The sequence below is a fragment of the Lentzea sp. NPDC004789 genome, assembly GCF_053601075.1.
Genome location: NZ_JBSGBE010000003.1, coordinates 329,457 through 355,587 on the forward strand (window position 1 = coordinate 329,457; position 26,131 = coordinate 355,587).

General features: G+C 68.0%; 27 protein-coding genes, 2 tRNA genes and 1 pseudogene. 19 read left to right on the forward strand and 11 right to left on the reverse strand.

What is annotated here, in order from left to right; all coding sequences use genetic code 11:
* Positions 1 to 35: 35 nt before the first annotated feature.
* On the reverse strand, positions 36 to 683 hold the full coding sequence (rsmG, locus tag ACWEIJ_RS09185) for a 16S rRNA (guanine(527)-N(7))-methyltransferase RsmG (RefSeq protein WP_449836643.1): 648 nt from the start codon (positions 681 to 683) through the stop codon (positions 36 to 38).
* Between the two features lie 209 nt (positions 684 to 892).
* On the opposite strand from rsmG, the gene ACWEIJ_RS09190 reads away from it, so the two are divergent.
* On the forward strand, positions 893 to 1,345 hold the full coding sequence (locus ACWEIJ_RS09190) for a protein-tyrosine phosphatase family protein (RefSeq protein WP_449836644.1): 453 nt from the start codon (positions 893 to 895) through the stop codon (positions 1,343 to 1,345).
* A gap of 59 nt (positions 1,346 to 1,404) precedes the next feature.
* Here the strand turns inward: ACWEIJ_RS09190 and ACWEIJ_RS09195 are convergent, their stop codons facing one another.
* From ACWEIJ_RS09195 to rpmH, 5 genes are read right to left on the reverse strand one after another with little or no spacing between them, the layout of a single operon-like run.
* Positions 1,405 to 1,968: a Jag family protein gene (locus ACWEIJ_RS09195; protein ID WP_355447936.1), complete on the reverse strand. Its 564-nt coding sequence runs from the start codon at positions 1,966 to 1,968 to the stop codon at positions 1,405 to 1,407.
* Positions 1,969 to 1,999: 31 nt separating this feature from the next.
* Complete coding sequence (gene yidC / locus ACWEIJ_RS09200; RefSeq protein WP_449836645.1) at positions 2,000 to 3,025, reverse strand: membrane protein insertase YidC; 1,026 nt, start codon at positions 3,023 to 3,025, stop codon at positions 2,000 to 2,002.
* Between the two features lie 4 nt (positions 3,026 to 3,029).
* Positions 3,030 to 3,287 carry a membrane protein insertion efficiency factor YidD gene (gene yidD, locus ACWEIJ_RS09205; protein WP_030480223.1) on the reverse strand — a complete coding sequence of 86 codons (258 nt, stop codon included), beginning with the start codon at positions 3,285 to 3,287 and terminating at the stop codon, positions 3,030 to 3,032.
* A complete protein-coding gene (gene rnpA / locus ACWEIJ_RS09210; protein ID WP_355447930.1) occupies positions 3,284 to 3,625 on the reverse strand; it encodes a ribonuclease P protein component in 342 nt (113 codons plus the stop codon). The genes yidD and rnpA overlap by 4 nt, the downstream gene beginning before the upstream one ends.
* Before the next feature lie 26 nt (positions 3,626 to 3,651).
* Positions 3,652 to 3,795, reverse strand: a complete 144-nt coding sequence (gene rpmH / locus ACWEIJ_RS09215; protein WP_090060594.1) for a 50S ribosomal protein L34 — start codon at positions 3,793 to 3,795, stop codon at positions 3,652 to 3,654.
* Positions 3,796 to 4,144: 349 nt separating this feature from the next.
* On the opposite strand from rpmH, the gene dnaA reads away from it, so the two are divergent.
* The 11 genes and pseudogenes from dnaA to ACWEIJ_RS09270 all read left to right on the forward strand — a co-directional run bounded on the left by dnaA (position 4,145) and on the right by ACWEIJ_RS09270 (position 16,488).
* On the forward strand, positions 4,145 to 5,749 hold the full coding sequence (dnaA, locus tag ACWEIJ_RS09220) for a chromosomal replication initiator protein DnaA (protein WP_449836646.1): 1,605 nt from the start codon (positions 4,145 to 4,147) through the stop codon (positions 5,747 to 5,749).
* Positions 5,750 to 6,419: 670 nt separating this feature from the next.
* Positions 6,420 to 7,544: a DNA polymerase III subunit beta gene (dnaN, locus tag ACWEIJ_RS09225; RefSeq protein WP_449836647.1), complete on the forward strand. Its 1,125-nt coding sequence runs from the start codon at positions 6,420 to 6,422 to the stop codon at positions 7,542 to 7,544.
* 41 nt (positions 7,545 to 7,585) lie between these two features.
* Positions 7,586 to 8,467, forward strand: coding sequence for a phosphogluconate dehydrogenase (NAD(+)-dependent, decarboxylating) (gene gnd, locus ACWEIJ_RS09230; RefSeq protein WP_449836648.1), 882 nt, complete (start codon positions 7,586 to 7,588; stop codon positions 8,465 to 8,467).
* On the forward strand, positions 8,468 to 9,574 hold the full coding sequence (gene recF / locus ACWEIJ_RS09235) for a DNA replication/repair protein RecF (RefSeq protein ID WP_449836649.1): 1,107 nt from the start codon (positions 8,468 to 8,470) through the stop codon (positions 9,572 to 9,574).
* A 97-nt stretch (positions 9,575 to 9,671) separates the two neighbouring features.
* Positions 9,672 to 10,205 (forward strand): DciA family protein, encoded by a 534-nt coding sequence (locus tag ACWEIJ_RS09240; RefSeq protein ID WP_449836650.1) that lies wholly within the window; start codon positions 9,672 to 9,674, stop codon positions 10,203 to 10,205.
* A gap of 228 nt (positions 10,206 to 10,433) precedes the next feature.
* On the forward strand, positions 10,434 to 12,404 hold the full coding sequence (gene gyrB / locus ACWEIJ_RS09245) for a DNA topoisomerase (ATP-hydrolyzing) subunit B (RefSeq protein ID WP_449836651.1): 1,971 nt from the start codon (positions 10,434 to 10,436) through the stop codon (positions 12,402 to 12,404).
* Between the two features lie 54 nt (positions 12,405 to 12,458).
* Positions 12,459 to 15,014 carry a DNA gyrase subunit A gene (gene gyrA / locus ACWEIJ_RS09250; RefSeq protein ID WP_449836652.1) on the forward strand — a complete coding sequence of 852 codons (2,556 nt, stop codon included), beginning with the start codon at positions 12,459 to 12,461 and terminating at the stop codon, positions 15,012 to 15,014.
* Between the two features lie 33 nt (positions 15,015 to 15,047).
* Positions 15,048 to 15,980 carry a DUF3566 domain-containing protein gene (locus ACWEIJ_RS09255; RefSeq protein ID WP_449836653.1) on the forward strand — a complete coding sequence of 311 codons (933 nt, stop codon included), beginning with the start codon at positions 15,048 to 15,050 and terminating at the stop codon, positions 15,978 to 15,980.
* 75 nt (positions 15,981 to 16,055) lie between these two features.
* Positions 16,056 to 16,129, forward strand: a tRNA-Ile gene (locus tag ACWEIJ_RS09260).
* 132 nt (positions 16,130 to 16,261) lie between these two features.
* Positions 16,262 to 16,381, forward strand: a pseudogene (locus tag ACWEIJ_RS09265) (DLW-39 family protein); the annotation flags it as partial.
* A gap of 34 nt (positions 16,382 to 16,415) precedes the next feature.
* A tRNA-Ala gene (locus ACWEIJ_RS09270) sits at positions 16,416 to 16,488 on the forward strand.
* A 167-nt stretch (positions 16,489 to 16,655) separates the two neighbouring features.
* On the opposite strand, the gene ACWEIJ_RS09275 is transcribed toward ACWEIJ_RS09270, so the two are convergent.
* Positions 16,656 to 17,051, reverse strand: coding sequence for a DoxX family protein (locus tag ACWEIJ_RS09275; protein ID WP_449836654.1), 396 nt, complete (start codon positions 17,049 to 17,051; stop codon positions 16,656 to 16,658).
* Positions 17,052 to 17,143: 92 nt separating this feature from the next.
* Between ACWEIJ_RS09275 and ACWEIJ_RS09280 the strand changes: the two genes are divergently transcribed.
* The 3 genes from ACWEIJ_RS09280 to ACWEIJ_RS09290 all read left to right on the forward strand — a co-directional run bounded on the left by ACWEIJ_RS09280 (position 17,144) and on the right by ACWEIJ_RS09290 (position 21,215).
* Positions 17,144 to 17,677: a DUF2020 domain-containing protein gene (locus tag ACWEIJ_RS09280; protein WP_449836655.1), complete on the forward strand. Its 534-nt coding sequence runs from the start codon at positions 17,144 to 17,146 to the stop codon at positions 17,675 to 17,677.
* Positions 17,678 to 17,781: 104 nt separating this feature from the next.
* Positions 17,782 to 18,480 carry a hypothetical protein gene (locus ACWEIJ_RS09285; RefSeq protein ID WP_449836656.1) on the forward strand — a complete coding sequence of 233 codons (699 nt, stop codon included), beginning with the start codon at positions 17,782 to 17,784 and terminating at the stop codon, positions 18,478 to 18,480.
* Between the two features lie 125 nt (positions 18,481 to 18,605).
* Positions 18,606 to 21,215, forward strand: coding sequence for a hypothetical protein (locus ACWEIJ_RS09290; protein WP_449836657.1), 2,610 nt, complete (start codon positions 18,606 to 18,608; stop codon positions 21,213 to 21,215).
* A 73-nt stretch (positions 21,216 to 21,288) separates the two neighbouring features.
* Here ACWEIJ_RS09290 and ACWEIJ_RS09295 read toward each other — a convergent pair whose 3' ends face one another.
* Positions 21,289 to 21,858 carry a hypothetical protein gene (locus tag ACWEIJ_RS09295; RefSeq protein WP_449836658.1) on the reverse strand — a complete coding sequence of 190 codons (570 nt, stop codon included), beginning with the start codon at positions 21,856 to 21,858 and terminating at the stop codon, positions 21,289 to 21,291.
* Positions 21,859 to 21,952: 94 nt separating this feature from the next.
* Between ACWEIJ_RS09295 and ACWEIJ_RS09300 the strand changes: the two genes are divergently transcribed.
* On the forward strand, positions 21,953 to 22,501 hold the full coding sequence (locus ACWEIJ_RS09300) for a peptidylprolyl isomerase (RefSeq protein ID WP_449836659.1): 549 nt from the start codon (positions 21,953 to 21,955) through the stop codon (positions 22,499 to 22,501).
* On the forward strand, positions 22,498 to 23,421 hold the full coding sequence (locus tag ACWEIJ_RS09305; RefSeq protein WP_449836660.1) for a rhomboid family intramembrane serine protease: 924 nt from the start codon (positions 22,498 to 22,500) through the stop codon (positions 23,419 to 23,421). The genes ACWEIJ_RS09300 and ACWEIJ_RS09305 overlap by 4 nt, the downstream gene beginning before the upstream one ends.
* Here the strand turns inward: ACWEIJ_RS09305 and ACWEIJ_RS09310 are convergent, their stop codons facing one another.
* Complete coding sequence (locus tag ACWEIJ_RS09310) at positions 23,422 to 23,817, reverse strand: PH domain-containing protein (protein ID WP_449836661.1); 396 nt, start codon at positions 23,815 to 23,817, stop codon at positions 23,422 to 23,424.
* Between the two features lie 243 nt (positions 23,818 to 24,060).
* Positions 24,061 to 24,327, reverse strand: a complete 267-nt coding sequence (gene crgA / locus ACWEIJ_RS09315; RefSeq protein ID WP_355447887.1) for a cell division protein CrgA — start codon at positions 24,325 to 24,327, stop codon at positions 24,061 to 24,063.
* Between the two features lie 433 nt (positions 24,328 to 24,760).
* On the opposite strand from crgA, the gene ACWEIJ_RS09320 reads away from it, so the two are divergent.
* Together ACWEIJ_RS09320 and ACWEIJ_RS09325 are read left to right on the forward strand one after the other, a co-directional pair.
* Positions 24,761 to 25,717 (forward strand): class E sortase, encoded by a 957-nt coding sequence (locus ACWEIJ_RS09320; protein WP_449836662.1) that lies wholly within the window; start codon positions 24,761 to 24,763, stop codon positions 25,715 to 25,717.
* On the forward strand, positions 25,717 to 25,872 hold the full coding sequence (locus ACWEIJ_RS09325) for a hypothetical protein (protein ID WP_449836663.1): 156 nt from the start codon (positions 25,717 to 25,719) through the stop codon (positions 25,870 to 25,872). The genes ACWEIJ_RS09320 and ACWEIJ_RS09325 overlap by 1 nt, the downstream gene beginning before the upstream one ends.
* An 82-nt stretch (positions 25,873 to 25,954) precedes the next feature.
* On the opposite strand, the gene ACWEIJ_RS09330 is transcribed toward ACWEIJ_RS09325, so the two are convergent.
* Entirely contained in the window at positions 25,955 to 26,086 is a 132-nt protein-coding gene (locus ACWEIJ_RS09330) for a hypothetical protein (RefSeq protein WP_449836664.1), read from the reverse strand.
* Positions 26,087 to 26,131 lie beyond the last annotated feature (45 nt).

Sequence of the window (26,131 nt, forward strand, 5' to 3'; positions counted from 1 at the left end):
TGGAACATCGGCGGCCTGAAACTCCGGATACACGCTCACCGATCCCTCCTCGTCTGGCGCTCGACGATCAGCACCGTCGTAGGCACCTCAAGTACGTCCGCTCCCACGACGACCACCTCACCGTTGACGCCCCCCAAGCGCGCCACAGCGGCCCCGTCGCGGTCGAGCTCCTCCTGCGCGCGCTCGCCCTTGAGCGCCACCATCCGCCCGCCGCCCTTGAGGAGCGGAAGGCACCACTTCGCCAGCTTCTCCAGTGGAGCCACCGCACGAGCGGTGACCACATCGCAATTCTTCAACTGAGCCCGAACCGGTCCCTCCTCGGCACGCCCGCGGAGCACGGTCACGTTGTCGAGACTCAGCCGGTCCTTCACTTCCTCGAGCCACGCGATGCGCCGCGCCATCGGCTCCAGCAGCGTGATCCGGAGATCCGGCCGCGCGATGGCCAGGGGGACACCTGGCAGTCCCGCCCCGGAACCCACGTCGGCAACGCGCGCGTTCGGCTCGATCACTCGCTCGACCACGGCCGAGTTCAGCACGTGTCGATCCCAAATCTTGTCGACCTCGCGAGGACCGATCAGTCCGCGCTCGACGCCGTGCTCCTCCAGGAGCCAGACGAACTCGGCAGCACGATCCAAGTGCTCGCCGAATACGAGCTTCGCGTTGTCGGGCAACTCCCCGGCCATGTTCTCCGTCCGTGAGCGTTTCACGTGAAACCACGCGGCGGCGACGTTCCGGCGGCCGGTGGAAAAGCTGGCGAATGCCAGGGGACCATCATGACGGATCAACCGTGCGCTTCGCCAAATCCTGAGCGCTGTTTCACGTGAAACTTGGGGGAAAGTTGCGTCCAACCATCTACACCGCCGCTCACGACGGACCGGGGCTCGTTTCAACGATGGCCCACCCGGCCGGCGGCGCACTCCTCGAAGGGAAGGTTCGCGGGCTGCGGCAGCTCGGCGTCGATGTTCTGGTGTCGGCGCAGACGGATGAGGAGCGGGCCGAGTGCGACCTTCCGCACGAGGCGGCTGTGGTCACCGCTGCGGGGATGCAGTTCGTCAGCTTTCCGATCGAGGACCGCGGCGTGCCTGAAGTCGCCGACGCTGTTGCGGTGGTGGAGCCGCTCCACGAGATGTACCGCCGCGGGGCCCACGTGGTGTTCCACTGGTGGGCCGGGATCGGCCGGTCCTCGTTGTTGGCCGCGTTGCTGTTGGGGATGGACGGGGTGGCGCCCGCGCCGGCCTGGCGGTTGATCGCGGCGGCTCGGGGCTTCGAGGTCCCGGACATGGCTGAGCAGAAGAGGTGGTTGGAGGAGTGGTGGACCGGGCGGGTGTTTCACGTGGAACAGTGACCCAAGACAGCAAACGGTCCCTGGCTCCGAGTGGAACCAGGGACCGTTAGAGGAAAGCGTCAGGGCTTGGGGAAGATGATGACCCGCCGCTGCGGCTCCTCGCCCTCGCTCTCGCTGTGCACGCCCGCGATGGCGGCGACGGCGTCGTGAACCACCTTGCGCTCGAACGGGGTCATCGGGTGCAGGCGGGCACGCTCCCCGGACGCCAGCACCTTCTCCGCGGTCGAGCGGCCGAGCTCGGCCAGCTCCGCGCGACGGCCCGCACGCCACTGGGCGATGTCGAGCATCAGGCGGGAGCGGACGCCCGTTTCCTGCTGCACGGCCAGGCGGGTCAGTTCCTGGAGGGATTCGAGGACGTTGCCTCGCGGGCCGACCAGCTTGGACAGGTCCTCGCCGCCGTCGATGCTGACGACGGCACGGCCGCCTTCCACGTCCAGGTCGATGTCGCCGTCGTAGTCGAGCAGGTCCAGCAGGCGCTCGAGGTAGTCGCCCGCGATGTCGCCTTCCTGGACGAGCAGGTCTTCGGTCTTGCTCTGCGACTGCGGCTCGGCCGAGGCGTCGGCCTCAGCTTCGGCCGGCGACGACGCCTCCACGTCGTCGGTCGCCTGCAAGGTCTCCGACACGATGTCTCCTCTCCGGGGCAGAAGCCCGAACTCAGCGGCGCTTCTTGTTGCCCGGCTTCTTGCTGGTGGATCGGCCTGAGATCAGGCCGGGAATCTCGGTGTTGGAGCTGCTGCCGTTCGTCCCCGCGGAAGCGGAGGGGCCACCGGGGCCCGCGGTCGGCATGCGCTTGGCTCCGTTGGCCGGCTTGGCGCCGGGGGCGGGCTTCTTCGGGTTGACCGGCTTGGCGCCCGGCTTCGGAGCGAGGGCCTGGCGGGTCTCGACGGCCGCGGCCTTCTTCGTCTCGTCCTCGGCGTCGATCTTCTTGTAGACGATGTGCTGCTGGCCGAGGGTCCACGCGTTGTTGGAGAGCCAGTACAGCAGGATCGCGACGGGGAAGAAGAAGCCACCGACGAGGACGCCCAGCGGGAAGATGTAGAGCGTCAGCTTGTTCATGATCGCCGTCTGCGGGTTGTCCAGGGCGGCCTGGTTCTGACGGGCGACCGAGTGGCGGGCCGTGAAGTGGGTCGCGATGGACGCCACGATCATCAACGGCACGGCGACGAGGACGACGTTCAGCCGTTCGGTGCCGAACTGCGCGAGCTTGTCGGCGGGCATGGTGATGAAGGTCGACAGGTTCGTGCCGAAGAGCTTGGCGTTGACGAACGAGTCAACGCCCGCCTTGTCGAAGAAGTAGACCTCGCCCCAGCCCGGCTGGAACGAGCGCAGCACGTGGAACAGACCGATGAACACCGGAACCTGCACCAGCATCGGCAGACAGCCCCCGAGCGGGTTCACGCCGTGCTCGGCCTGGAGCTTCTGCATCTCCTGCGCCTGGCGCTGGCGGTCGTTCGGGTACTTCTTCTTGATCTTCTGCATCTCCGGCGCGAACTCCTGCATCCGCCGCATGGAGCGCACCTGGCCGACGAACGGCTTGAAGAGGATGGCACGGAGGGTGAAGACCAGGAACATCACCGAGAGCGCCCAGGCGAAGCCGCTCGACTCACCGAAGATGTGGCCGAAGACCCAGTGCCAACACCACAAGATGAAGGACACCGGGTAGTAGATGAAGTTGAGCACGGAGCTACTCCTCGGTGGATACGTCGGGGACCTGCCGCCTCGGCGGAACGGGGTCCAGGCCTCCAGGGTGCCAGGGTCCGCAGCGCAGCAACCGGCGGATGGTCAGCCAGGTGCCTCGCAGCGCACCGTGGACGGTCAGGGCTTCCACCGCGTACGCGCTGCAGCTCGGGTAGAAGCGACAGGTCGGCGGCAGCAGCGGTGAGATGAACTTCCGGTAGAAGTGCACCGGCAGCAGGGCGACCTTCGCGGGCAACGTCGTCATCGCAGCACCTTGCGCAGGGCGGAGGAGAAGTCGGCGGCGAGCTCCGAGCTCGACGCCTCGGCTGCCGGTGCCAACGCCCGAACCACGACGAGAGTTCCCGGTGGCATGTCTGCCAGGCAGGGACGCACGATGTGGCGCAGGCGCCGGTAGACGCGGTGGCGGACCACCGAGTTGCCAACTGCCTTGCTCACGACGAAGCCCACCTTGGACGAATCCAAGGTGGGCACGTCAGGCGTCAAGGCGTGGACGACCAACCGGGGTCGTCCGGCGCGGCGGCCTCGGCGGACCACCAGGCCGAAGTCCTGGCTGCGGGTGAGCCGGGCGGCCGGTGGGAGCACGACGACGCTGCGCTTACCAGCCGCGATCAGGCGGACAGGCGGGCACGGCCCTTGCTGCGGCGCGCGGCCAGAATGGCGCGGCCCGCGCGGGTGCGCATGCGCAGCCGGAAGCCGTGCGTCTTCGCGCGGCGGCGGTTGTTGGGCTGGAAGGTGCGCTTACCCTTGCTCACGGTCGGTTCTCCCGTTGCTTCACTGCTGACAAAGCCTGTGTGGTTGTCTCCGATGGCAGTGGACGTAGGCGCGCGAAAGGCGCCCGTCGCAAGCGGGAGACTCGTACGAGGGTACGCACCCCCGGGTGCGCCGACCAAATCGGGGTGCCCGGTGCCACGTCTTGTGAGGCGTGCCGGGCCTTGTTACCGTTCTTCCCTCGCGCGTGCCGGGCCGGCGTGGGAGCCGCCATCGCACCGGCAACACAACGCACCGTTTAGTGCACAGTTGTGGATAACTCTGTGGATGCCTCTATTCTCCGTGTCCACATGTGGAGTCATGGGCTCCAGTGGAGGGGAGGGGAGCGCGGAGGTGTCTAGCCAGCAGGTCGACCTTGGTCTCGTGTGGGCCGAGGTGGTGCAGGAGCTCGCCACGAGCCACCTGTCCCCTCAGCAGCGCGCGTGGATGAGGGTCACCCGTCCGATCGGTTTGCTCGACGGAACGGCCCTGCTCGCGGCCCCGAGCGACTTCGCGAAAGAGGCGATCGAACGCGCGCTGCGCGACCCGATCACCGACGCCCTCTCCCGCAGGCTCGGCCGCACGGTCTCCCTCGCGGTGAAGGTCGACTCGCCGGAACCGGTGAGCCCTCCGACCACGCCCATCCCGGTGCAGACCGTCCAGCCGGTGCCGAGCATCCCCAAAGGCGACACGCCCGTGTCCGTGATCACGGACGACGCGGTCGCGACCGTTGCGGGTGTTGCGACGAACGTTGACACAGTGACGGACAACGCGGACTCGGACGAGGTCGACGAAGCCGGCGACGCGCTCGCCGCCGTCACCGAGATCTGGCCGACGTTCAACACCGCCAACACGGCGGGTGCCGCGACGCCGAACGCGAACCTCCCGTACACCAGGCCGGCCAACCCGTCGCCCTCGCAGACCCGGCTGAACGAGAAGTACAACTTCGACACGTTCGTCATCGGCGCCTCGAACCGGTTCGCGCACGCCGCGGCCGTCGCGGTGGCCGAGGCTCCCGCCAGGGCGTACAACCCGCTCTTCATCTGGGGTGAGAGCGGCCTCGGCAAGACGCACCTGCTGCACGCCGTCGGGCACTACGCCCAGCGCTTGTTCCCCGGCATGCGCGTGCGGTACGTGTCGACCGAGGAGTTCACCAACGACTTCATCAACTCGTTGCGCGACGACCGCAAGGTCGCCTTCCAGCGCCGCTACCGGGACATCGACGTGCTGCTCGTCGACGACATCCAGTTCCTGGAGGGCAAGGAAGGCACGCAGGAGGAGTTCTTCCACACGTTCAACACGCTCCACAACACGAACAAGCAGATCGTGGTGTCGAGCGACCGGCCGCCGAAGCGGCTGGAGACGCTGGAAGACCGCCTGCGCACGCGGTTCGAGTGGGGTCTGATCACGGACATCCAGCCGCCCGAGCTGGAGACCCGCATCGCGATCCTCCGCAAGAAGGCGGCGCAGGACCGGCTCGCGGCCCCGGCCGAGGTGCTGGAGTTCATCGCCGCCCGCATCGAGCGCAACATCCGCGAACTGGAGGGCGCGCTCATCCGCGTCACCGCGTTCGCGTCGCTCAACCGCCAGCCGGTCGACGTCCAGCTCGCCGAGATCGTGCTGCGCGACCTGATCCCCGACTCGCACGCGCCGGAGATCACCGCGCCGACGATCATGGCGGTCACCGCCGAGTTCTTCGGCGTCACGATCGACGACCTCTGCGGCCCGGGTAAGACGAAGGCGCTCGCGCAGGCGCGGCAGATCTCCATGTACCTGTGCCGCGAGCTGACCGACCTGTCGCTGCCGAAGATCGGGCAGACGTTCGGCGGCCGCGACCACACGACGGTCATGCACGCGGACAAGAAGATCCGCAAGGAGATGGCGGAGCGCCGGCGGATCTACGACCAGGTGCAGGAACTGACGTCGCGGATCAAGCAGCGCGCCCGCCACGCGCCCTGATCCAACCCGGGTACGCCGAGGGGTCCTCCACGACGGAGGGCCCCTTCTTTTTGTTCGCAGGCAACGGGACCAACGACTCGTGATCGAGGTACGGGCCGTACGCGCGCGCTCGAACCCGGGTGGAATCGAGGGGTGCTTGGCCACGCGGAGGGGCTTACTGTTTGCCGTCCGCACTCGAAGGGGTGGGGACAACTGGAAAAGTTTGTGGCCCCGGCCACGATCTGGCCACAGAAGCCTGTTGAACACCCGGGTACAACTGCCCCGCACCCGGGGACGCACCCGGGGACAACTGTGGACGATCTGTGGATCGAGAGGTGTGCACAACCGGCTGTCCCCGGGTGCGCCGATCTGTCCCCGGGTGCCATCCCCCCTTAGTCCACATGGACGATGGGCTCCCGACCTGCGCGTTCAACGGCTGTCCCCACAATCCACAGCCCTTACTGTTACTGCTGTTGATCTCTTCCAAGAAGAACTTCAAAAGCAAAACAGCGGGGGACGGCTCCCAGGGATCGGTGCCCGAACCCCGAAGTGACGGGAAGGGCCAGGACGCTCTACGGTGGATGCTCCGCCCTCGGAGTCGAGGAGACTGACCCCGAGGGACGAGGCTCCCTAACCCCCACTGGCACGTTGCTGTGGTTGGGCTTGTCGACTGTCGAGGAAAGGACGCCTCATGAAGATCCGCGTCGAACGCGACGGCCTCGCCGACGCTGTCGCCTGGGTCGCTCGCAGCCTTCCGTCCCGTCCGCCGGTCCCCGTGCTGGGCGGCGTGCTGCTCGACGCGGAGTCGGACGAGTCGCTGACGGTCTCTGGATTCGACTACGAGGTCTCGGCTCAGGTCGGCGTCCCGGCCACGATCGCCGACGGCGGCCGCGCGCTCGTCTCCGGCCGTCTGCTCGCGGACATCACCAAGGCGCTCCCGAACCACCCGGTCGAGATCGCCGTCGACGGCGCTCGCATGATGATCAGCTGTGGCAGCGCCAGGTTCAGCCTCCCGACGATGCCGGTCGAGGACTACCCCGCGCTGCCGTCGATGCCGCAGCTCATCGGTGAGCTGCCCGGTGAGGTCTTCGGCGAGGCCGTCGCCCAGGTCGCCGTCGCGGCCGGCAAGGACGACACGCTCCCGATGCTGACCGGTGTGCGCGTGGAGATCGGCGAGGGCAAGCTGACCCTCGTCGCCACCGACCGGTTCCGGCTCGCGATGCGCGAGTTCCCGTGGGAGCCGGACGCCTCCCTCGGCGAGGTCGCCGTGCTCGTCCCGGCCCGCACGCTCGGCGACGCAGCCAAGACGCTCGGCTCGTCCGGCGGCAAGGTCGAGATGTCCCTCGCCGCGAACGACGGCCTGCTCGGCCTGTCCGGTTCCGGCAAGCGCACGACCACCCGCCTGCTCGACGCGGACTTCCCGAAGTACCGCCAGCTCCTGCCGACCGAGCACTCGGCCGCGGCGATCATCGAGGTCGACACGCTCGTCCAGGCGATCAAGCGCGTGTCGCTCGTCGCCGAGCGCGGCACCCAGGTCCGGCTCGAGTTCGTGGACGGCGGCCTGCGCCTGTCCGCCGGTGGCGACGACGAGGGTTCGGCCGAGGAAGAGCTGCCCGTCGAGTACACCGGCGATGCTGTCACGATCGCGTTCAACCCCGGGTACCTGCTCGACGGTCTCGGCGCGGTGCGGACGCACAAAGTGCATCTTTCGTTCACCACGCCCAGCCGACCGGCGTTGCTCAAGCCGGTGGACGAGGATGGGAACGTGGCGCCGGGCTACCTGTACCTCCTGATGCCCGTGCGCCTGCCCGGCTAAAACCCTTACCGGGTAACGAGAAACGTTTAGGGGAGAACACCGTGCAGCTCGGACTCGTCGGCCTCGGCAAGATGGGTTTCAACATGCGCGAGCGGGTGCGTCGTGCCGGTCACGAGGTGATCGGCTACGACCGCAACCCGGAGGTCAGCGACTCGGAGTCGTTGGCGGACATGGTTTCCAAGCTCGAGGCGCCGCGCGTGGTGTGGGTCATGGTGCCCGCCGGCGAGATCACCCGTAACACGGTGAAGGAGCTGTCCGAGCTGCTGTCACCCGGCGACCTGGTGATCGACGGCGGCAACTCCAAGTTCACCGACGACCGGATCCACGCGGACCTGTTGGCGGAGAAGGAGATCGGCTACCTCGACTGCGGTGTGTCCGGTGGCGTGTGGGGTCTCGACAACGGCTACGCGCTGATGGTCGGCGGTGACGCCAAGCACGTCGAACAGGCGCAGCCGATCTTCGACGCGCTCCGTCCCGAGGGTCCGCGCGAGGAAGGCTTCGCGCACGCGGGCAAGGTCGGTGCCGGGCACTACTCGAAGATGGTGCACAACGGCATCGAGTACGGACTGATGCAGGCGTACGCCGAGGGCTTCGAGCTGCTCGACAAGACCGACGTCGTCGACAACGTGCCGGCGGTCATCACGGCGTGGCAGCGGGGGACCGTGGTCCGGTCGTGGCTGCTCGACCTGCTGGTGCGCGCGCTGGAGTCGGACCCGGAGCTCGACGACCTCCGCGGGTACGTCGAGGACTCCGGCGAGGGCCGGTGGACCGTCGAGGAAGGCATCAACAACGCGGTGCCGCTCCCGGTGATCTCCGCCGCGCTGTTCGCCAGGTTCCAGTCGCGGCAGGACGACTCGCCCGCGATGCGCGCGGTCGCCGCGCTGCGCAACCAGTTCGGTGGCCACGCCGTTCAGAAGGCATAAGTGCACGTCAGACACCTCCAGGTCAGCGACTTCCGGTCGTGGGAGCTCGCCGACCTGGCGTTCGAACCCGGCGTGTCGGTGCTCGTCGGGCGCAACGGTCAGGGCAAGACGAACCTGGTCGAGGCGATCGGGTACGTGGCGACGCTGGGCTCGCACCGCGTCGCCACGGACGCGCCGCTGATCCGGCACGGCGCACAGCGCGCTGTCGTGCGGGCGGCCGTGGTCAACGACGACCGCGAGCTGCTCGTGGAGCTGGAGATCACGGCGGGCAAGGCGAACCGGGCGCGGATCAACCGCGGCCCGGTGCCACGTCCGCGTGACGTGCTCGGGATCTTGCGCACCGTGTTGTTCGCACCGGAGGACCTCTCTCTTGTGCGAGGCGATCCGAGCGACCGGCGACGGTTCCTCGACGAGATGCTGGTGCTGCGCGCGCCTCGGTTCGCGGGTGTTCGCAGTGACTACGACCGTGTCCTGAAGCAGCGCAGCGCGTTGTTGAAGACGGTGAAGCACTCTCGATCGGCGGACCTGTCGACGCTCGACGTCTGGGACGGGCACCTGGCCAAGCACGGCGCGGAGCTGCTGGCCGCGCGGATGAAGCTGGTCCGCGACATGGCGGACCACGTGACGACGGCGTACGCGGAGGTGGCACCGGAGTGCCGTCCGGCGCTCATCTCGTACCGGTCGAGCGTCGGCGAACTGCCGGAGGATCGGGAGAGCATCGAGGACCTGCTGCTGGCCGAGCTCGACCGGGTCCGACGGCAGGAGATCGAACGCGGGGTGTGCCTCGTCGGCCCGCACCGCGACGACCTCGACCTCACGCTCGGCGAACTCCCCGCAAAGGGCTACGCCAGTCACGGAGAGTCATGGTCGTTCGCGCTCGCGTTGAGGCTCGGCGGCTACGAGCTGATGCGTGTCGACGGCATCGAACCGGTGCTCGTGCTGGACGATGTCTTCGCGGAGCTCGACCGCGGCCGGCGGCAGCAGCTGGCGAAGGTCGCGGCCGCCGCGGAGCAGGTGCTGATCACCGCCGCGGTGGCGGAGGACGTTCCCGACGAGCTGAGCGGTGCCCGGTTTGAGGTAAGTGGCGGGGAGGTCCGACGTGTCTAACTCAGATCCCCAAGATGTAGCTCGATCGGGTGTGTCCGCCCACACATCTGGGGACAAGTCTGTGGATGGTGTGGATAACTCCGTCACAAATCCGGACTTGTCCACAGGTTCATTCACACCTGAGGGTGAGCCACTGAAGGGTTCTGACCTCGCACGGGCCGCCCTGGAGGCGGCGAAGGCCAGCGCGAAGGCCCGTGGACGCACCCCCGGCAGCAAGTCGAAGGGCCGTCCGGTCAACCGGCGGCGGCGCCGGTGGTCGGGTCCGGGGCCGGACGACCGCGACCCCCAGACGATCGGCCGGATCGCGTCGCGGATCGCCGCGGACCGGGGCTGGGTCGAGCAACTTCAGGGTGGCCAGGTCTTCGCCCGATGGGCAAAATTGGTGGGAGAGGACGTCGCCGAGCACGCGAAACCAATCGCTCTCAGTGACGGGGAACTGACGGTCCAGGCGTCATCGACGGCATGGGCCACTCAGCTGCGCCTTCTGCAGCGCGACCTGCTCAAACGGATCGCCGCGGGCGTGGGTCACGGCGTCGTGAAACGGCTCAAGATCAAGGGGCCGGACGCCCCGAACTGGCGACACGGCCCCAGGCACGTTCCTGGGCGCGGTCCGCGTGACACCTACGGGTGAGGTCCTGTCAAGGGCTCAGCGGCCGTTCTGTGGCGCAATGAGCGTTCACCAGCGGATTTGAACCCCCTTTTCGGCCGTCCTGACCCGTCCGGGACCGCGTGAGGGCCTCTGTGACCGAATCAAAGGTGTCCTTGACCCCGTTCTGTCGGTGCGCACCGGTAGAATCACGGGGAGCGTCACCCATCACCGTGCGGGCCCGGCCCGCATCAGCGAGGAGACTCCAGGCCCGTGTCAGCTAAGAAGAATGAGTACGGCGCGTCCTCGATCACTGTCCTCGAGGGTCTTGAGGCAGTGCGCAAGAGGCCGGGCATGTACATCGGCTCGACCGGCGAGCGCGGTCTGCACCACCTGGTCCAGGAGGTCGTGGACAACTCGGTCGACGAGGCGATGGCCGGGTTCGCGACGACGGTCGACGTCACCCTGCTGGCCAACGGCGGCGTCCGGGTGATCGACGACGGCCGCGGCATCCCCACCGGCATGCACCCGGTCGAGGGCGTGCCCACCGTCGAGGTCGTCATGACCAAGCTGCACGCGGGCGGCAAGTTCGACAGCGACTCGTACGCGGTGTCCGGTGGTCTGCACGGCGTCGGCATCTCGGTGGTGAACGCGCTGTCCACGGCCGTCGACCTGGAGATCAAGCACGCCGGCTACCACTGGACCCAGCGCTACGAGGCCTCCAAGCCCGCGCACGAGCTGCGCCGGGGCGAAGCCACCGACGAGACCGGCACGTCCGTCACGTTCTGGGCCGACCCGGAGATCTTCGAGACCACCGAGTACAACGTCGAGACGATCGCGCGCCGCCTGCAGGAGATGGCGTTCCTCAACAAGGGGATCACGATCGTCCTGCGCGACGAGCGGGTCTCGGCCGAGGACGAGGAGGCCGACGCCGAGGGCCACAAGGCCGCGGTGAAGGAACGCGTCTTCCACTACCCGGGTGGCCTGGAGGACTTCGTCCGCCACATCAACCACACCCGCGAGGCCGTGCACCAGAAGGTGATCGGCTTCGAGGCGCAGGGCGAGGACCTGCAGGTCGAGGTCGCGATGCAGTGGAACACCGGCTACACGCCCTCGGTCTACACGTTCGCGAACACGATCAACACGCACGAGGGCGGTACCCACGAGGAGGGCTTCCGCGCCGCGCTGACGCGAGTCGTCAACGAGTACGCGCGCGAGAAGAAGGTCCTCAAGGAGAAGGACGCCAACCTCACCGGTGACGACATCCGCGAGGGTCTCGCGGCGATCATCTCGGTGAAGCTCAAGGAGCCCCAGTTCGAGGGCCAGACGAAGACCAAGCTGGGCAACAGCGAGGCCAAGTCGTTCGTGCAGAAGTCGACGAACGAGCACCTGGCCGACTGGTTCGAGCGGCACCCCAACGAGGCCAAGACGATCGTCACCAAGGCGGTGTCGTCGGCGCAGGCCCGCATCGCCGCCCGCAAGGCCCGTGAGCTGGTGCGCCGCAAGGGCGCGCTCGACATCGGCGGCCTGCCGGGCAAGCTCAAGGACTGCCGCTCGACCGAGCCGGAGCGTTGCGAGCTCTACATCGTCGAGGGCGACTCCGCGGGCGGTTCGGCCAAGGAGGGGCGGGACTCCATGTACCAGGCGATCCTGCCGATCCGCGGCAAGATCATCAACGTGGAGAAGGCGCGCATCGACCGCGTGCTGAAGAACAACGAGGTCCAGTCGCTGATCACGGCGCTCGGCACCGGCATCCACGACGAGTTCGACCTCGCCAAGCTGCGCTACCACAAGATCGTGCTGATGGCCGACGCCGACGTCGACGGCCAGCACATCCGCACGCTGCTGCTCACGCTGCTGTTCCGCTTCATGCAGCCGCTCATCGAGCACAACCACGTCTACCTCGCGCAGCCGCCGCTCTACAAGATCAAGTGGCAGCGGGCGGAGCCGGAGTACGCCTACTCCGACCGCGAGCGCGACGCCGTGATCAAGGACGGCATCGCGTCCGGCAAGAAGCTCGGCAAGGACGACAACATCCAGCGGTACAAGGGTCTCGGTGAGATGAACGCCGAGGAGCTGTGGGAGACCACGATGGACCCGGCGAACCGGATCCTGCGGCAGGTCACCATGGACGACGCGGCCACCGCCGACGAGCTGTTCAGCGTGCTCATGGGCGAGGACGTCGAGGCACGCCGTTCGTTCATCACCCGCAACGCCAAGAGCATCAAGTTCCTGGACATCTAGTCCGGTCTTGGTCCCTAGGCCCCCTGGCGTTTCTGGCGAGAAGGAAAGAGATCAGTGACCGAGACGACGCTGCCCCCGGATCACGACCGCATCGAGCCGGTCGAGATCCAGCAGGAGATGCAGACCTCGTACATCAACTACGCGATGTCCGTCATCGTGGGTCGTGCGCTGCCGGACGTGCGGGACGGGCTCAAGCCCGTGCACGTCCGCGTCCTGTACTCGATGTTCGACTCCGGCTTCCGTCCCGACCGCGGCTACAACAAGTGCGCGCGCGTCGTCGGCGACGTGATGGGCAACTACCACCCGCACGGTGACTCGGCGATCTACGACGCGTTGGTGCGTCTCGCCCAGCCGTGGGCGATGCGCTACCCGTTGATCGACGGTCAGGGCAACTTCGGCTCGCCGGGCAACGACCCCGCCGCCGCCATGCGGTACACGGAGTGCCGGCTCTCCCCGTTGGCCATGCACATGCTGGCCGACATCGAGGAAGAGACCGTCGACTTCCGCGACAACTACGACGGCCGCATCCAGGAGCCGACGGTCCTGCCGTCGCGCATCCCGAACCTGCTGATCAACGGCAGCTCCGGCATCGCCGTCGGCATGGCGACCAACATCCCGCCGCACAACCTCCGCGAGGTCGCCGAGGGCGTCGTGTGGGCGCTGGACAACCACGAGGCCTCCGACGAGGAGACCCTCGAAGCGATGATCGCCCGGATCAAGGGCCCGGACTTCCCGACGTACGCGCAGATCCTCGGCACGTCCGGCATCGAGGACGCGTACCGCACCGGTCGCGGCTCGGTCCGCATGCGCGCGGTCGTCGAGGTGGACGAGGACGCCAAGGGCCGCACGATCCTGGTCGTCACCGAGCTCCCGTACCAGGTCAACCCGGACAACCTCGTCGAGAACATCGCGGCGCTCGTGCGGGACGGCAAGCTCACCGGCATCGCGAACATCGCCGACGAGTCGAACCGCCGCATCGGCATGCGCATCGTGATCACGCTGAAGCGCGACGCGGTGGCGAAGGTCGTGCTGAACAACCTCTACAAGCACACGCAGCTGCAGTACTCGTTCGGCGTCAACATGCTGGCGCTGGTCGACGGCGTGCCGCGCACGCTGCGGATCGACCAGATGATCCGCCACTACGTGAAGCACCAGATCGAGGTCATCGTGCGGCGGACGCGGTTCCGCCTGCGCAAGGCCGAAGAGCGCGCGCACATCTTGCGCGGCTTGGTGAAGGCGCTCGACCAGCTCGACGCCGTCATCGCGTTGATCCGCAGGTCCGAGACTCCGGACATCGCGCGCACCGGCCTGATGGAGCTCCTCGACGTCGACGAGATCCAGGCCAACGCGATCCTGGAGATGCAGCTGCGCCGCCTGGCCGCCCTGGAGCGCCAGAAGATCATCGACCAGCTGGCCGAGATCGAGGTCGAGATCGCGGACCTCAAGGACATCCTCGAAAAGCCCGAGCGGCAGCGCAAGATCGTGCGCGACGAGCTCACGGCGATCGTGGAGAAGTTCGGCGACGACCGCCGCACGAAGATCATCCCGTTCGACGGCGACGTGTCCATGGAGGACCTGATCGCGGTCGAGGACGTGGTCGTCACGATCACACGCACCGGCTACGCGAAGCGCACCAAGACCGACCTCTACCGGGCGCAGAAGCGCGGCGGCAAGGGCGTGCAGGGCGCGCAGCTCAAGCAGGACGACATCGTCGCCCACTTCTTCGTGTGCTCGACGCACGACTGGATCCTGTTCTTCACGAACAAGGGCCGCGTGTACCGCACGAAGGCGTACGAGCTGCCCGAGGCCAACCGCAACGCGCGCGGCCAGCACGTGGCGAACCTCCTCGCGTTCCAGCCGGAGGAGGAGATCGCGCAGGTCATCCAGATCAAGAACTACGAGGTGTCGCCGTACCTCGTGCTCGCCACCCGCAAGGGTCTGGTGAAGAAGTCGAAGCTGTCCGACTTCGACTCCAACCGATCGGGTGGTCTTATCGGCATCAACCTGCGCGAGGACGACGAGCTGGTCGGTGCCGTGCTCTGCTCGGCCGACGACGACCTGCTGATGGTCTCCGCGGACGGCCAGTCGATCCGCTTCCACGCGACCGACGACGTGCTGCGCCCGATGGGTCGTGCCACGTCAGGCGTGCAGGGCATGCGGTTCAACGCCGACGACGAGCTGCTCTCGGTGGGCGTCGTGCAGGAGGGCCTCTTCGTTTTGGTGGCGACCGACGGCGGGTACTCGAAGCGCACGCCGATCGAGGACTACCCGGTCCAGGGCCGTGGCGGCAAGGGTGTGCTGACCATTCAGCACGACCGCCGACGTGGCAGGCTGGTGGGCGCGCTCATCGTCGACGTCGACGACGAGCTCTACGCCATCACCTCGAGCGGCGGGGTCATCAGGACTCGAGCCGAGCAGGTGCGCAAGGCTGGACGGCAGACGAAGGGCGTGCGGCTGATGAACCTCGGCGAGAGCACCACTTTGATCGCCGTCGCACGCAACGCGGACGAGCCCAGCGACGTCACTAACGGTGAGACGTCTGCCGCAGAAGACGCAGTGGTGGACTCCGGCGCCGACCAGGCAGCCACCCCCACCGACTCGGCCGAGTAGTCGGAATCGCTAGCGAGAGGCTAAGGACAGCTCGTGACTCCACCCGATAACCGCGAAGGTCGGGACGCGGACAAGACCGCGGTGATCACCAAGCCGACTTCGAAGAAGTCTGGGGAGAAGGCGGCCGAGGCCACGCCTGCGGCCTCCGGTTCCTCGGGTGGGGACACGACCAAGCCCGTGTCGGCGGAGAAGGCGGCCGACGCGGCTGCTCCTGAGCCTCCCGCCACGCCCGCCGCTCCCGCCGAGGAGAAGACGGTCGCGATCGACACGCCCGCTCCGGCTCCCGCCGCTGAGCCGGCCGCGCCGGTCGCCGCCGAGGAACCGGTCGTCGTCTCCGCGCCGCCGCCCTGGCAGCGCGTGACGAACGACACGGACGCCGCCCAGCAGGACTCGACCGAGGCGTACGTGGCCCCGGCCGCCCCGCCCGTCCCGACCCCTGAGCCGGCGTTCCCGCAGACCGACCCGGACACCGTCAAGGTGCAGAAGCCGGTGGTCACGGGCTCGGCCGTGCCGGTGGGTCTGGGCAGCAGCCGCACGTCGGTGAACCTCGGCAACTCCGCGGCTCGTCCGGCCGCGGCCACCCCGTCGGCCCGCCGCCCCGGCCGCGGCCCGCGCCGCGCCTCGCTGCAGGTGAAGCGCGTCGACCCGTGGTCGGTGCTCAAGCTCGCCCTGGTCCTCGGCGTCGCGTTGTTCTTCGTCTGGCTCGTGGCGGTCGGCGTGCTCTACGGCGTGCTGCACGGCATGGGCGTCTGGGACAAGATCAACAGCACCGCGAACGACCTGCTCCAGGCCAACGAGCCGGGCGAACCGTTGATCAGCGCGGGCCGCGTGTTCGGCGTCTCGGCGATCATCGGCGCGGTGAACATCGTGCTCTTCACCGCCCTCGCCACGGTGGGTGCGTTCGTCTACAACGTGTCCGCGGATCTGGCCGGTGGCTTGGAGTTGACGCTCTCCGAGCGTGAGTGACCCCCGATTTGGGAGCGGCGAGGACGATCCTGTAAGGTTCTCCTCGTCGCCCCGATGAGGGTGACAGTTGATCGAGGGCCTATAGCTCAGGCGGTTAGAGCGCTTCACTGATAATGAAGAGGTCGGAGGTTCAAGTCCTCCTAGGCCCACTCGATTCGTACTTCTCTCGAATCATCATCGTTTCTGTCCGGATGTGAGTTCCGGAGCCCCGGCTGAAGACCTGAAAAGCCTGTAGGCTGGTCCGGTAGGTCGGGGCATAACAGTCTTTGGAGGGGTTCAGAGTGGCTAAGAAGATCATCGCACTCGTCGTGGTTGCCGGTGCGGTCCTGTTCTTCGTGAAGCGCAGCCGTTCGGCCAAGGCCGACGCGGACCTGTGGCGCGAGGCCACCGCTCCCACCGACTGATCTCGCGGGCGGCTTGCCGCCCCGGATCTCCGGGGACGTAGCTCAATTGGCAGAGCACCGCCTTTGCAAGGCGGGGGTTAGGGGTTCGATTCCCCTCGTCTCCACGTATGGATGGCTCGTGCTCGCGGAGAGCGCGAGCCTTTTACGTTCCGAAGTGTTTTCTGGGGGCCGAGCCCCCAGACCCCCAGCTGGGGCTGCGCCCCAGGCCCCCTGGAGGCTTCGCCCTTGGGGAAGCCCTGTTCGCGTTGTGGCGAACAGGGCTTCAGTGCGTTCAGACGTTCGCGAGCGACCGCTTCGACGACTTGTCGCGAAGTGCGTCGATGCTCCACGCGCCGGCACCCGTGAACACCAGCAGCAGGAACGCCCACGAGTAGACCGCAGCGAGCTCGCCGCCGTTCGCGATCGGCAGGAGTGCTCGGGGCTGGTGCACGACGAAGTAGGCGTAGGCCATGGCGCCGGAGCTGATGAACGCGGCCCAGCGGGTCCACAGGCCGACCAGGATGAGACCGCCGCCGATCAGTTCGATGAGGCTCATCGGGCCGGCCGGCCAGGACAGCAGGGGAGTGCCCGCCGAGATCTTCTGGACCCCGTGGATCAGGAAGAAGAGGCCGATCACGATACGGAACAGGGCAAGGGCCTGATCACGTCGTTGTTCCAGGAACTGCATCGTGGTGGTCCTTCCAGAGGCAGGGGAGGTGGTGACCAACCTAAGAATGTGCCGCCTGGAGCGTTCGAAGGATCTGGTTGACTGTTGCCCCTATGAAACGAGCACTGTTGCTGCCCCTGCTCGGTGTCCTCGCCGCGTGCGGCACCGAGGTCGTGCAGACCACGCCGGTTCCCGCTACTCCGACCAGGCAGGTCACCACCACGACCAGCGCGGCTCCGACAGTGCCGCCCGCGCCCCAGCCCGCGAAGGACGGCACCTGCCCGTACCTCGCGACGACGTTCGTGGCCGAAGCGAACGGGCAGCGTGTACCCAAAGTGAAACTGTCAACGGATGAGCCTCACCCTGCGTGCTTCTTCTACGCCAACGCGACTGAGATCCAGTTGACCGTGCGGGTCTACGTGGGTGACGAGCGCGTCGCCAAGACCATCGTGAACGAGGCGGCGCCGGACGGTTCGCAGCCCGCGAGCTCACCCGCGGGGTGGACCGGAGGGTACGTCAGCAACGACACCGGTGTCGTCTACGCCGTCTCGAAAGGCGATGCCGCGGTGGTCGTGACGAGCAACCAGAAGCAGTCGATCAAGGCTCGGCGCATCGCGGAGACCGCGATCACCAACCTCAAGCTCTGAGGAAGTTGATCACCCGTTGTGGTGATCAACTGGTGTCCGTCGCGCCGAATAGGCCATTCGGGCTACATGCTGTAGATCGTCAACTGATCTGCAGTGAGGTTTGCGTGCGCGCCGAAGACCGGCAAACGGGGAAGGACAGCCGCCTGCCGCGGCTGCTTCGCCGTGTGCTGCTGGTCGTCGGAGGAGCGATCGCCGCGGCGATCATCACGTCCGCGCCCGCGTGGGCGGACGTGGTCGGTGACGGCGTGACCGTCACCACGACGACGACCACCACTGTGATCAGCTCGGTCACCGACGCGACGACGCCCGACGAGCTGCCGAGTCACGTGCTCGACGCCGGGCGCGCTCTGGTACCGGCACCGGTCGTGCCGATCTCGCTGGACACCGGCTTCGCGCTGCTCCACGAGGTCGCCACCGACCTGCCGCTCACGTCGTCCGCCGGACTCCGGCAGGGCGACGTCGTCGCGCCCGTTCTTCCCGTCCTGAGCCTCGACGAGGCCCACGCGGGACCACCGGCGTCGAGCACGCCGGCCCTCCGGTTCAGCACCGAACCGGTTTCTCCCTCACCGGCCGCCACCGACGTCATCGTGTCGGAGGCGGCTTCGACGCTGCCGTTGTCGAACGCCACCAACGGGCAGGGGGACGACTCTTCGCCTGTCGTCCCTCGCCGGGGTGAGCTCAACGGCACGTGCCACGCCACGCGCACGACCGAAGCAGGTCAGCTGGCGTGCCGCACCTGGACGTCCGTCGTCCGCGTCATGTCGGTGCGGGTCGGGAAGCAGCCCGGCCGCACCCCTGACTGATCCGAGCGCGCGGTTCGCGGAAGCCCGCTGAGGCTTCGCCGCCCCCTCGGTCAGCGTTGTGCCAGCGCCGTCGAACCGCGCAGTTGCGACCTCTCGTACTGAGACATCCCCGAACAGGAGTAGCAATGCGCATCTGGGCCAAGCGCGGTATCCAAACCGCACTGGTTACCGGAGGAATGATCGCTCTCGGCACCGGCGTCGCGAACGCCGGCGGCTGCGACGCGACCTGCCCGCCGCAGCCGCACGTCCCCGTGGACGGCTCGGCACCGGCCGGCCTGCTCAGCGGGCCCGGCGTGGACGTCCCGATCCACGCGGCCAACAACAAGATCGGCACGCCGCTCGGCGAGATCGCGCCGCCGCCGATCCACAACGAGCAGATCAAGACCGGTCCGCTGGGCAAGCTGGTGCCGCCGCTGAAGGTGCTGCCGGCCGGCCACCCGCTGAGCGGAACCACCATCCCCGTCGACGGCATGGTGCCGATCGACATCTCGGGCAACGCGATCGGCGTCCTCGGCGACGTCGAGACGACGAACGAGTCCGAGTACTGGTACCACCGCCCGAACGCCGTGACGACCAACGGCGACAACGGCACCCTGACCGGCATCATCGCCGGCATCACCGGGTACGTGCCCACCCAGATCACCGGCAACGCGATCGGTGTCGGCGCCACCGCCAAGACGCAGAACAGCGCGCTCATGGGCGTCCACGGCGGCGGTGACTGGGAGACCAGCGGTCAGCGCGGCACGGCGAACGGCATCATCGCCGCGATCCGCCAGGCCCTGCCGGTCGGCTTCAACAACAACGCCATCGCGGGTCTCGGCACCGCCCAGACCCACGGCTGCAGCAACGACATCGCGCGCATCGACGGTGGCCTCAAGTCCGACGGCACCGAGAGCGCGGCCGGTGGGTCCATCGTGGACTTCTCGCACGGCCACCCGGTCGGCCTGAACACCGGTGCCTACAGCGCCGGTGGCAACGCGACGTCGCACTCGCACGACACCGGCATCGCTGAGGTCGGCACGCCGCTGCCCTCGCGCTCCGGTGGCGAGTACGTCCTCACCGAGGGGCGTCGCGGTGTGCTGTCCGGCCTGGTCGCGCAGCCGACGCTGGCCCTGCCCTGCGAGCTGTGCGGTGACGCCGTCACGGTCGCCGGCAACTCGGACGCGAGCGGGTCGAAGACGAAGCTGTCGACCGCGAGCCCCGGCCCGATCAAGACCGGTGGTGCCGAGAGCGCCGGATCCGGCCAGGTCGCGCAGGTGCCCGTCTCGCTGCCGCACGGTCTGTCCAGCACCGCGGTGGCGGGCGCGGGCAACGCGACGGCCCAGTACGACGAGACCAACACGATGATCTCGGGTGGTCCCGTCCAGACCACCGGCGAGAACAGCACCCTCGGCGGCAACATCGCGTCCGTTCCGGTCGCGCTGCTCGCCGAACTGTTCTCCGACGCCATCTCGGCGGCCGGCCAGGCGAACTCGAACGCCACCAGTGAGCAGCACGTCACCGCCGGTGGACCGCTTGAGACCAAGGGCACCGAGTCGGTGCTGGGCGGCAACATCGCCCAGGTCCCGGTCATCGCCGCCGCGAACGCCGTCGGCCAGGCCTACACCCTGGGCGGCATGGCCACGGCCAAGGCGCCGGACTCGGTCAAGTACGTCGCGGTCGGTGGCGACACCGTCGCGGGCACGCCGGACGGCGCCCCCGAGGGCAGCACCGCCGCCAGCAACGTCGTCAACGCGCCGGTCGTCGCGTCGTTCCTGATGGCCGACAACGCGTTGTCGGGCGTCGGCTTCGCCCAGGCCGAGGGCGACCAGCTCGCCAACTTCGTGGCCGGCGGGGACACCGTCACCAACGGCAACGGCGGCTCGCTGTCGGGCAACATCGTCGAAGGCGCCGTCACCCAGCCGCTGGTGAACCCGGCGGGCATCGCGGGCACCGTCGGCGGCAACGCGTTCGCCGAGCACGAGGGCGTCGTGAACCACGTCGCCGGCGGCGACCACATCACCGACGGTCGCGACGGCTCGCTCTCCGGCAACATCATCCCGGTCGCGTGGGCGGGTGTCGCCGAGGTCTTCGGCGTGGCCGCGTCCGTGCCGGGCATCGACGGCGCGAAGTCGTCGGTCGACACGTTCTCCGGCGCCGGTGGCGCCAGCGAGACCCACGGCGACGCCGGTTCGGTCTCGGGCAACGTCGTGCGCGCCTACGCGGCTCCGGTCGTGCAGGTCGTGTCCCTCGCGGCCACGCTGGGCGGTCAGTCCGAGGCGTGGGCGCACGACCACACCGTCGCGATGGCGGGCGGCGACGACACCACGAGCTCGAAGAAGGGCTCGGTCGCCGGCAACAGCATCGGCGCCGAGGTGCCGGCCGTGGTGAAGGTCGTGGGTGTCGCGGTCGCCGCCGCGGGCAACGCCACCGCTGTCGCGGAGACGTTCACCGCCGCCTCCGCCGAGCACGTGCACACCACGGCTCCCGCCGGCGACAAGCTGTCGGGCCGCATCATGGACGTGCCGGTCTCGGGCGACCTGATGATCTACAACCTGCCGGTCGAGCTGCTGGGCCAGGCCGTCACGGACGTGAAGGACCTGTCCGGCAGCGAGGACGAGGACATGTCGCTGACCCGCGCGCTGCCGATGGACCTGTCGTTCGCCGACGGCCTGATGGGCGCCACCGACGTGCCGTCGTTCAGCCAGTTCAACAACCTCGGTTCGGTGACCGGCATGCTGCCGATGGCGGTCTGATCGACTAGCCAGCCGAACACACGAACGGGTGGTCTTCCGTCTGGAAGACCACCCGTTCCGCTGTTCCTGCGACCTACTTGACCGGTTCCTTCTGGGTCGGCACCTGCCCGTTGAGGACCGGCTCCGGCATCGGGGCCTGCTCCTCGTCGTCCTGCAGGTGGATCTCCTCCGGCCGGCGCGTCAACGCGATGTAGCCGGCCACGGCGGCCGCGATCAGCAGACCCATCACCCACGGCCAGCGGCGGCGCTTCGGTGCGTCGGCACCGAGGTTCGCCGCGGCCTTGCGGATCTCCTTGGCGCGCGACTTGGCGTCCTTGCGCGCGTGCTTGGCCGCTTTCTTCACTTCCTTGCGCACTTCTTCGGCCTTGCTCATGAGCTCAGCGCGCTTCTTCGCGCTCTGCTTGGCGAGGCGCTTGCGGGAGCGGCGGGTCTGCTTCTCCCAGTCCTCGGCCTTGCTCATGAGCGTGTCGGCCCGCTCGACGAGCGCGCCGCGTACCTGGTCAGCCGTGATGCCACGCTCCGCGAGCTTCACCTCAGCGGCGTGACCAGCGCGAACGACACCCTGACGCGCGGCCTTCAGACCGGTGCCGACAGCCTTGCCAACGGACTCGCCGGCGCGGGTCATGACGTCCACCTCGTCCATCCTGTGCTCCACACGTTGTCGTCCGGTTATGTCATAGAGGTACCCATCGTGCCCCTTTCTGAACATCACCGCCCGTGGATGGCACGATGGGGTGGTGGCTGACAGCAACGAATCCTTCGTCGGGACCAAGGTGACGGCGACCCTGCACACCACGCAGGGCGACATCCGTCTCAACCTGTTCCCCGACCACGCCCCCAAGACGGTGGCGAACTTCGTCGGGCTCGCCGAGGGCACCAAGGACTACTCCGAGGCGAACGCGAGCGGCACGAAATCGGGCCCGTTCTACGACGGCACCCTGTTCCACCGCGTCATCGCCGGCTTCATGCTCCAGACCGGCGACCCGACCGGCACCGGCCGCGGCGGCCCCGGCTACCGCTTCCAGGACGAGTTCACCTCTGACCTGCAGTTCAACAAGCCCTACATCCTCGCGATGGCGAACGCCGGGCCGAACACCAACGGTTCGCAGTTCTTCATCACCGTGGCGCCGACGACGTGGCTGAACTTCAAGCACACGATCTTCGGTGAGGTCGCCGACCAGGAGTCGCGCGACGTCGTCGACGCGATCGGCAACACCACGACCGGCGCGGGCGACCGTCCGGTCAACGACATCAAGATCGAGCGGATCACGATCGAACGCGCGTGAGTGACAAGCTCGTGCCACCGGACGGGCCGATCGGAGCACAGCCGGAAACCCCGGTCTGCGCACGTCATTCCGATCGGCCCACCCGGCTGCGCTGCACCAGGTGCGACCGTCCGGCGTGCCCGGACTGCCTGCGCGAGGCCGCAGTCGGCCTGCAGTGCGTCGACTGCGTGAACGAGGGCAAGCGCTCGGTTCGCACCGCCCGCACGCTCGTGGGCGCCGAGGTGTCGAACGGCCGCCCGATCGTCACGCTGGTGCTGATCGCGCTCAACGCGCTGGCGTACGTGGCGACGGTCGTCCAGTCCGGCAGCCCGATGAACAACGACCGGGCAGGCCTGTTCTCGGCGACCTCGATGGTTCCGGAGCTCACCGCGCAGGGCGAGTGGTGGCGGATTCTCACCTCGGGCTTCATGCACTTCGGCCTGACCCACCTCGCGCTCAACATGGCCGTGCTCTACGTCGTGGGCCAGCACGTCGAACTGGAGCTGGGCAGGCTCCGGTTCGCCGCCGTGTACTTCCTGTCGCTGCTCGGCGGCAGCGCGGCGGCGTTCTACTTCGGCACGGTCTGCCAGGAGCTCGCCGGTGCGTCCGGTGCGGTGTTCGGCCTGATGGGCGCGCTGCTCATCCTGTGGAAGCGGCAGCGGCGTGACATCTCCACGGTCGTCGTGGTCGTCGGCATCAACCTGGTGTCGAACCTGTTCACCAACGCGTCCCTGCTCGGGCACCTCGGCGGGTTCGTGATCGGCGGCCTGCTGACGCTCGCGATGGTCAAGGCACCCGCGCAGAACCGCAACCTCTACCAGGTCGCCGCCGTGGTGGCCGCCGTCGTACTGCTCTGCGGCATGTTCTGGCTGCGCGCGACCGAACTCGACACCGCGGCCGAGGTCATCGCCGAGATCTCCCGGACGTGCCGCCCGAACTGATTACGGGCGCAGTGCGTGCAGAACTCCGGCGACTTCTTCGGGATCCGCGCCGAGGTCCAGTTTCGTGAGCACCACGAGACGGTCGTCGGCGTCGAGTTCCAATGTCCGTTGTTCCCTGCCGAGCCGGCGGGTGGTCTGCAGCTTGACCTTCACCTCGTGCCACGCCAGGTGCGTGGTGTTCGCGAACCCCCGCACGGCGAGCCCGTTCGCGTCCGCGGACAGCCGCGGCCGGGCGATCGTCGCGAACGCCGCGAGGTAGCTGACCAGCAGCGTTGCCAGTCCGACGAGGAGCCGGCCGGCGTTGTCGTCGGCGAGGATCGTGGCGACGGCGAGCAGGAGCGCGAGCACCCACGCGACCGCGACGAGCGGGGTGGGAGTCGACCAGGTGCGAGTCACACCGTCGAGTGTCCCGCATTCAACGTGGACAACTGAACGGCTCGACGTGAGGGGAAACCGTCGCTTGTGCATTTTCTCGCAAAGTTGTCCACAGGACTTGTCCCCAATGGGGATGACTTACAGCCGTGTGCTTCGGTGACGCTGAGATGAACCAGGTGAACCTGGTGAGAACAAAGGTCGGCCCGGACGTGTGACGTCCGGGCCGACCTCGACGAACAGTGAGCAGTTGAACCGCGCGAGTGGCTAGCGCCAGCGCATCGTCATCAGCAGACCGATGATCATCAGCGCGAAGCCGATGGCGAAGTTCCACGCGCCCAGCTCGAGCATGAACGGGATCTTCTCGGCCGCGATGTAGTTGACGACCAGCCACGCGAGGCCCAGCACCATGAAGCCGAGCATGATGACGACGTAGACCGGGTGAGACGGTCCCGCTGCCTTGACCTTGACCGGCGTGCGGCGGTCAGTGGGTGCGGTGTAGACCGCCTTCTTCCGGACCTTGGACTTGGGCATGCTGTCCTCGCCTGACGTGGATATCCCTGAGTGACGCAAGTTTACGTGCACTACTCGGGGAACACGTTAACGTAGCGAAGGTGGTCAGCGAACCACCTGGAAGATGCAGTTGTTTTCAGTTCACAGTCCGCGCGGAGGTTCTCAGGTGAACTCGGGACCGCAGCAGCCGCCTCCACGGCGTCCTGCACCCCGTCGTGATGACCTGCAGCACGTGCGGGCCACACCTTCACCGCGCCCGGTGCCTCCGCCAGACGCGACCCAGTTCACCAGCGCTTTCTCCGGCAGCCTGCCACCTCCCGGAGCTCCGCCGCGCCCCCAGGGACCGCCTCCCGGCGGCCTGCCGCCCGGCACTCCACCGCGCGGAATGCCGCCCGGCCCGCCTCCGGGAACCCCTCCGCGCGGAATGCCGCCGCAGGGCGTGCCGCCTCGTGGCATGCCCCCTCGTCCGCCTCGTCCCCGCCCGGTCGACCCGCCCACCGAGGTGATCCCGCGCGTCGAGGACGACTACGACGACGAGTACTACGACGATGACGACTACTACGACGAGGAAGAGGCCAAGCCCGCTCCGCTGCCGGAGAGCTTCGCGCGCAAGGCCGTGCGCGGCGTCGGCGAGGCCCTCATCACGATGGGCCTGGTCGTGCTGCTGTTCGTCGTCTACGAGGTCTACGTGACGGACCTGCTCTCCGCGGAGAAGCAGCAGGAGGCCACCGCCGCCCTCGACTCCGAGTGGGGCTCGAACACGGTGACGCCACCGCCGGCCGACCCGAACCGGCAGAACAAGCTGAACCTGATCGAGGGCAAGGCCTTCGCGAAGATGTACATCCCGATCTTCGGCAATGACTGGAAGTTCTCGGTCGTCGAGGGCACCACCGACAAGCACCTGGAGATCGGCCCCGGCCACTACGTGGACACCGCCCAGCCTGGCCAGGCCGGCAACTTCGCCATCGCCGGCCACCGCGTCGGCAAGGGTGCCCCGTTCAACGACCTCGACCTGCTCCAGTCCTGCAACGCCGTCGTCGTGCAGACGCAGACCCAGTGGTTCGTCTACCGAGTGCTCCCGATGAGCAACGAGGTGGCCGGCTGGGCCTCGAACCCGAAGTCGAAGGACCCCGCCTGCGCGGGCGTCGCCCCGCTGTCCACCACCCTCGGCGACGCCTACGCCAAGACCGTCGGCCAGGAGATCGTCGTGCCGACCCAGGGCGAGGTCATCGCGCCGATTCCGCACGCGGTGAACGCGAACGTCCCGGCGGACAAGATGGCCCGCCTGCTCACCCTGACGACCTGCCACCCGCGTTTCTCCGACCGGCAGCGCCTGATCGTGCACGCCATCGAGACCAAGAGCTACCCGGTGGCCGACGGCTTCGTGCCGCCGGAGATGAAGGAGAGCTGATGTACAGCTGGATCTGGCGGCACCTGCCGGGCCCGCTGTATCTGCGGATCATCGAGGCCGTCGTGCTGGTCGTCGGCATCGTGACGCTGCTGATGTTCGTCGTCTTCCCGTGGGTGGAACCGAAGCTGCCGTTCAACCACGTCACCACCGAATGAGCTGAGTGCGCGGTCCCGGGCCACCCGGACAGGTGACGTGCGGTGGCTTGTCCTGCCTCCCGGCCGGCTCGGTCCGCGGCAGTCAGCCCTCTAGCGAGGAACCCAGCTCTTCGTCGGCCAACCGCACGTACTCCCGTGCAAACGAGCGGAACGGGCCGGGGTCGGCGTCGTAGTTCGCGATCGCCGTGAAGACCTCGTCGCCTCCGCCGGCCAATGGTCATCGGCGTGATGCCGAGCTCCACGAGCACCAGCTTCACGA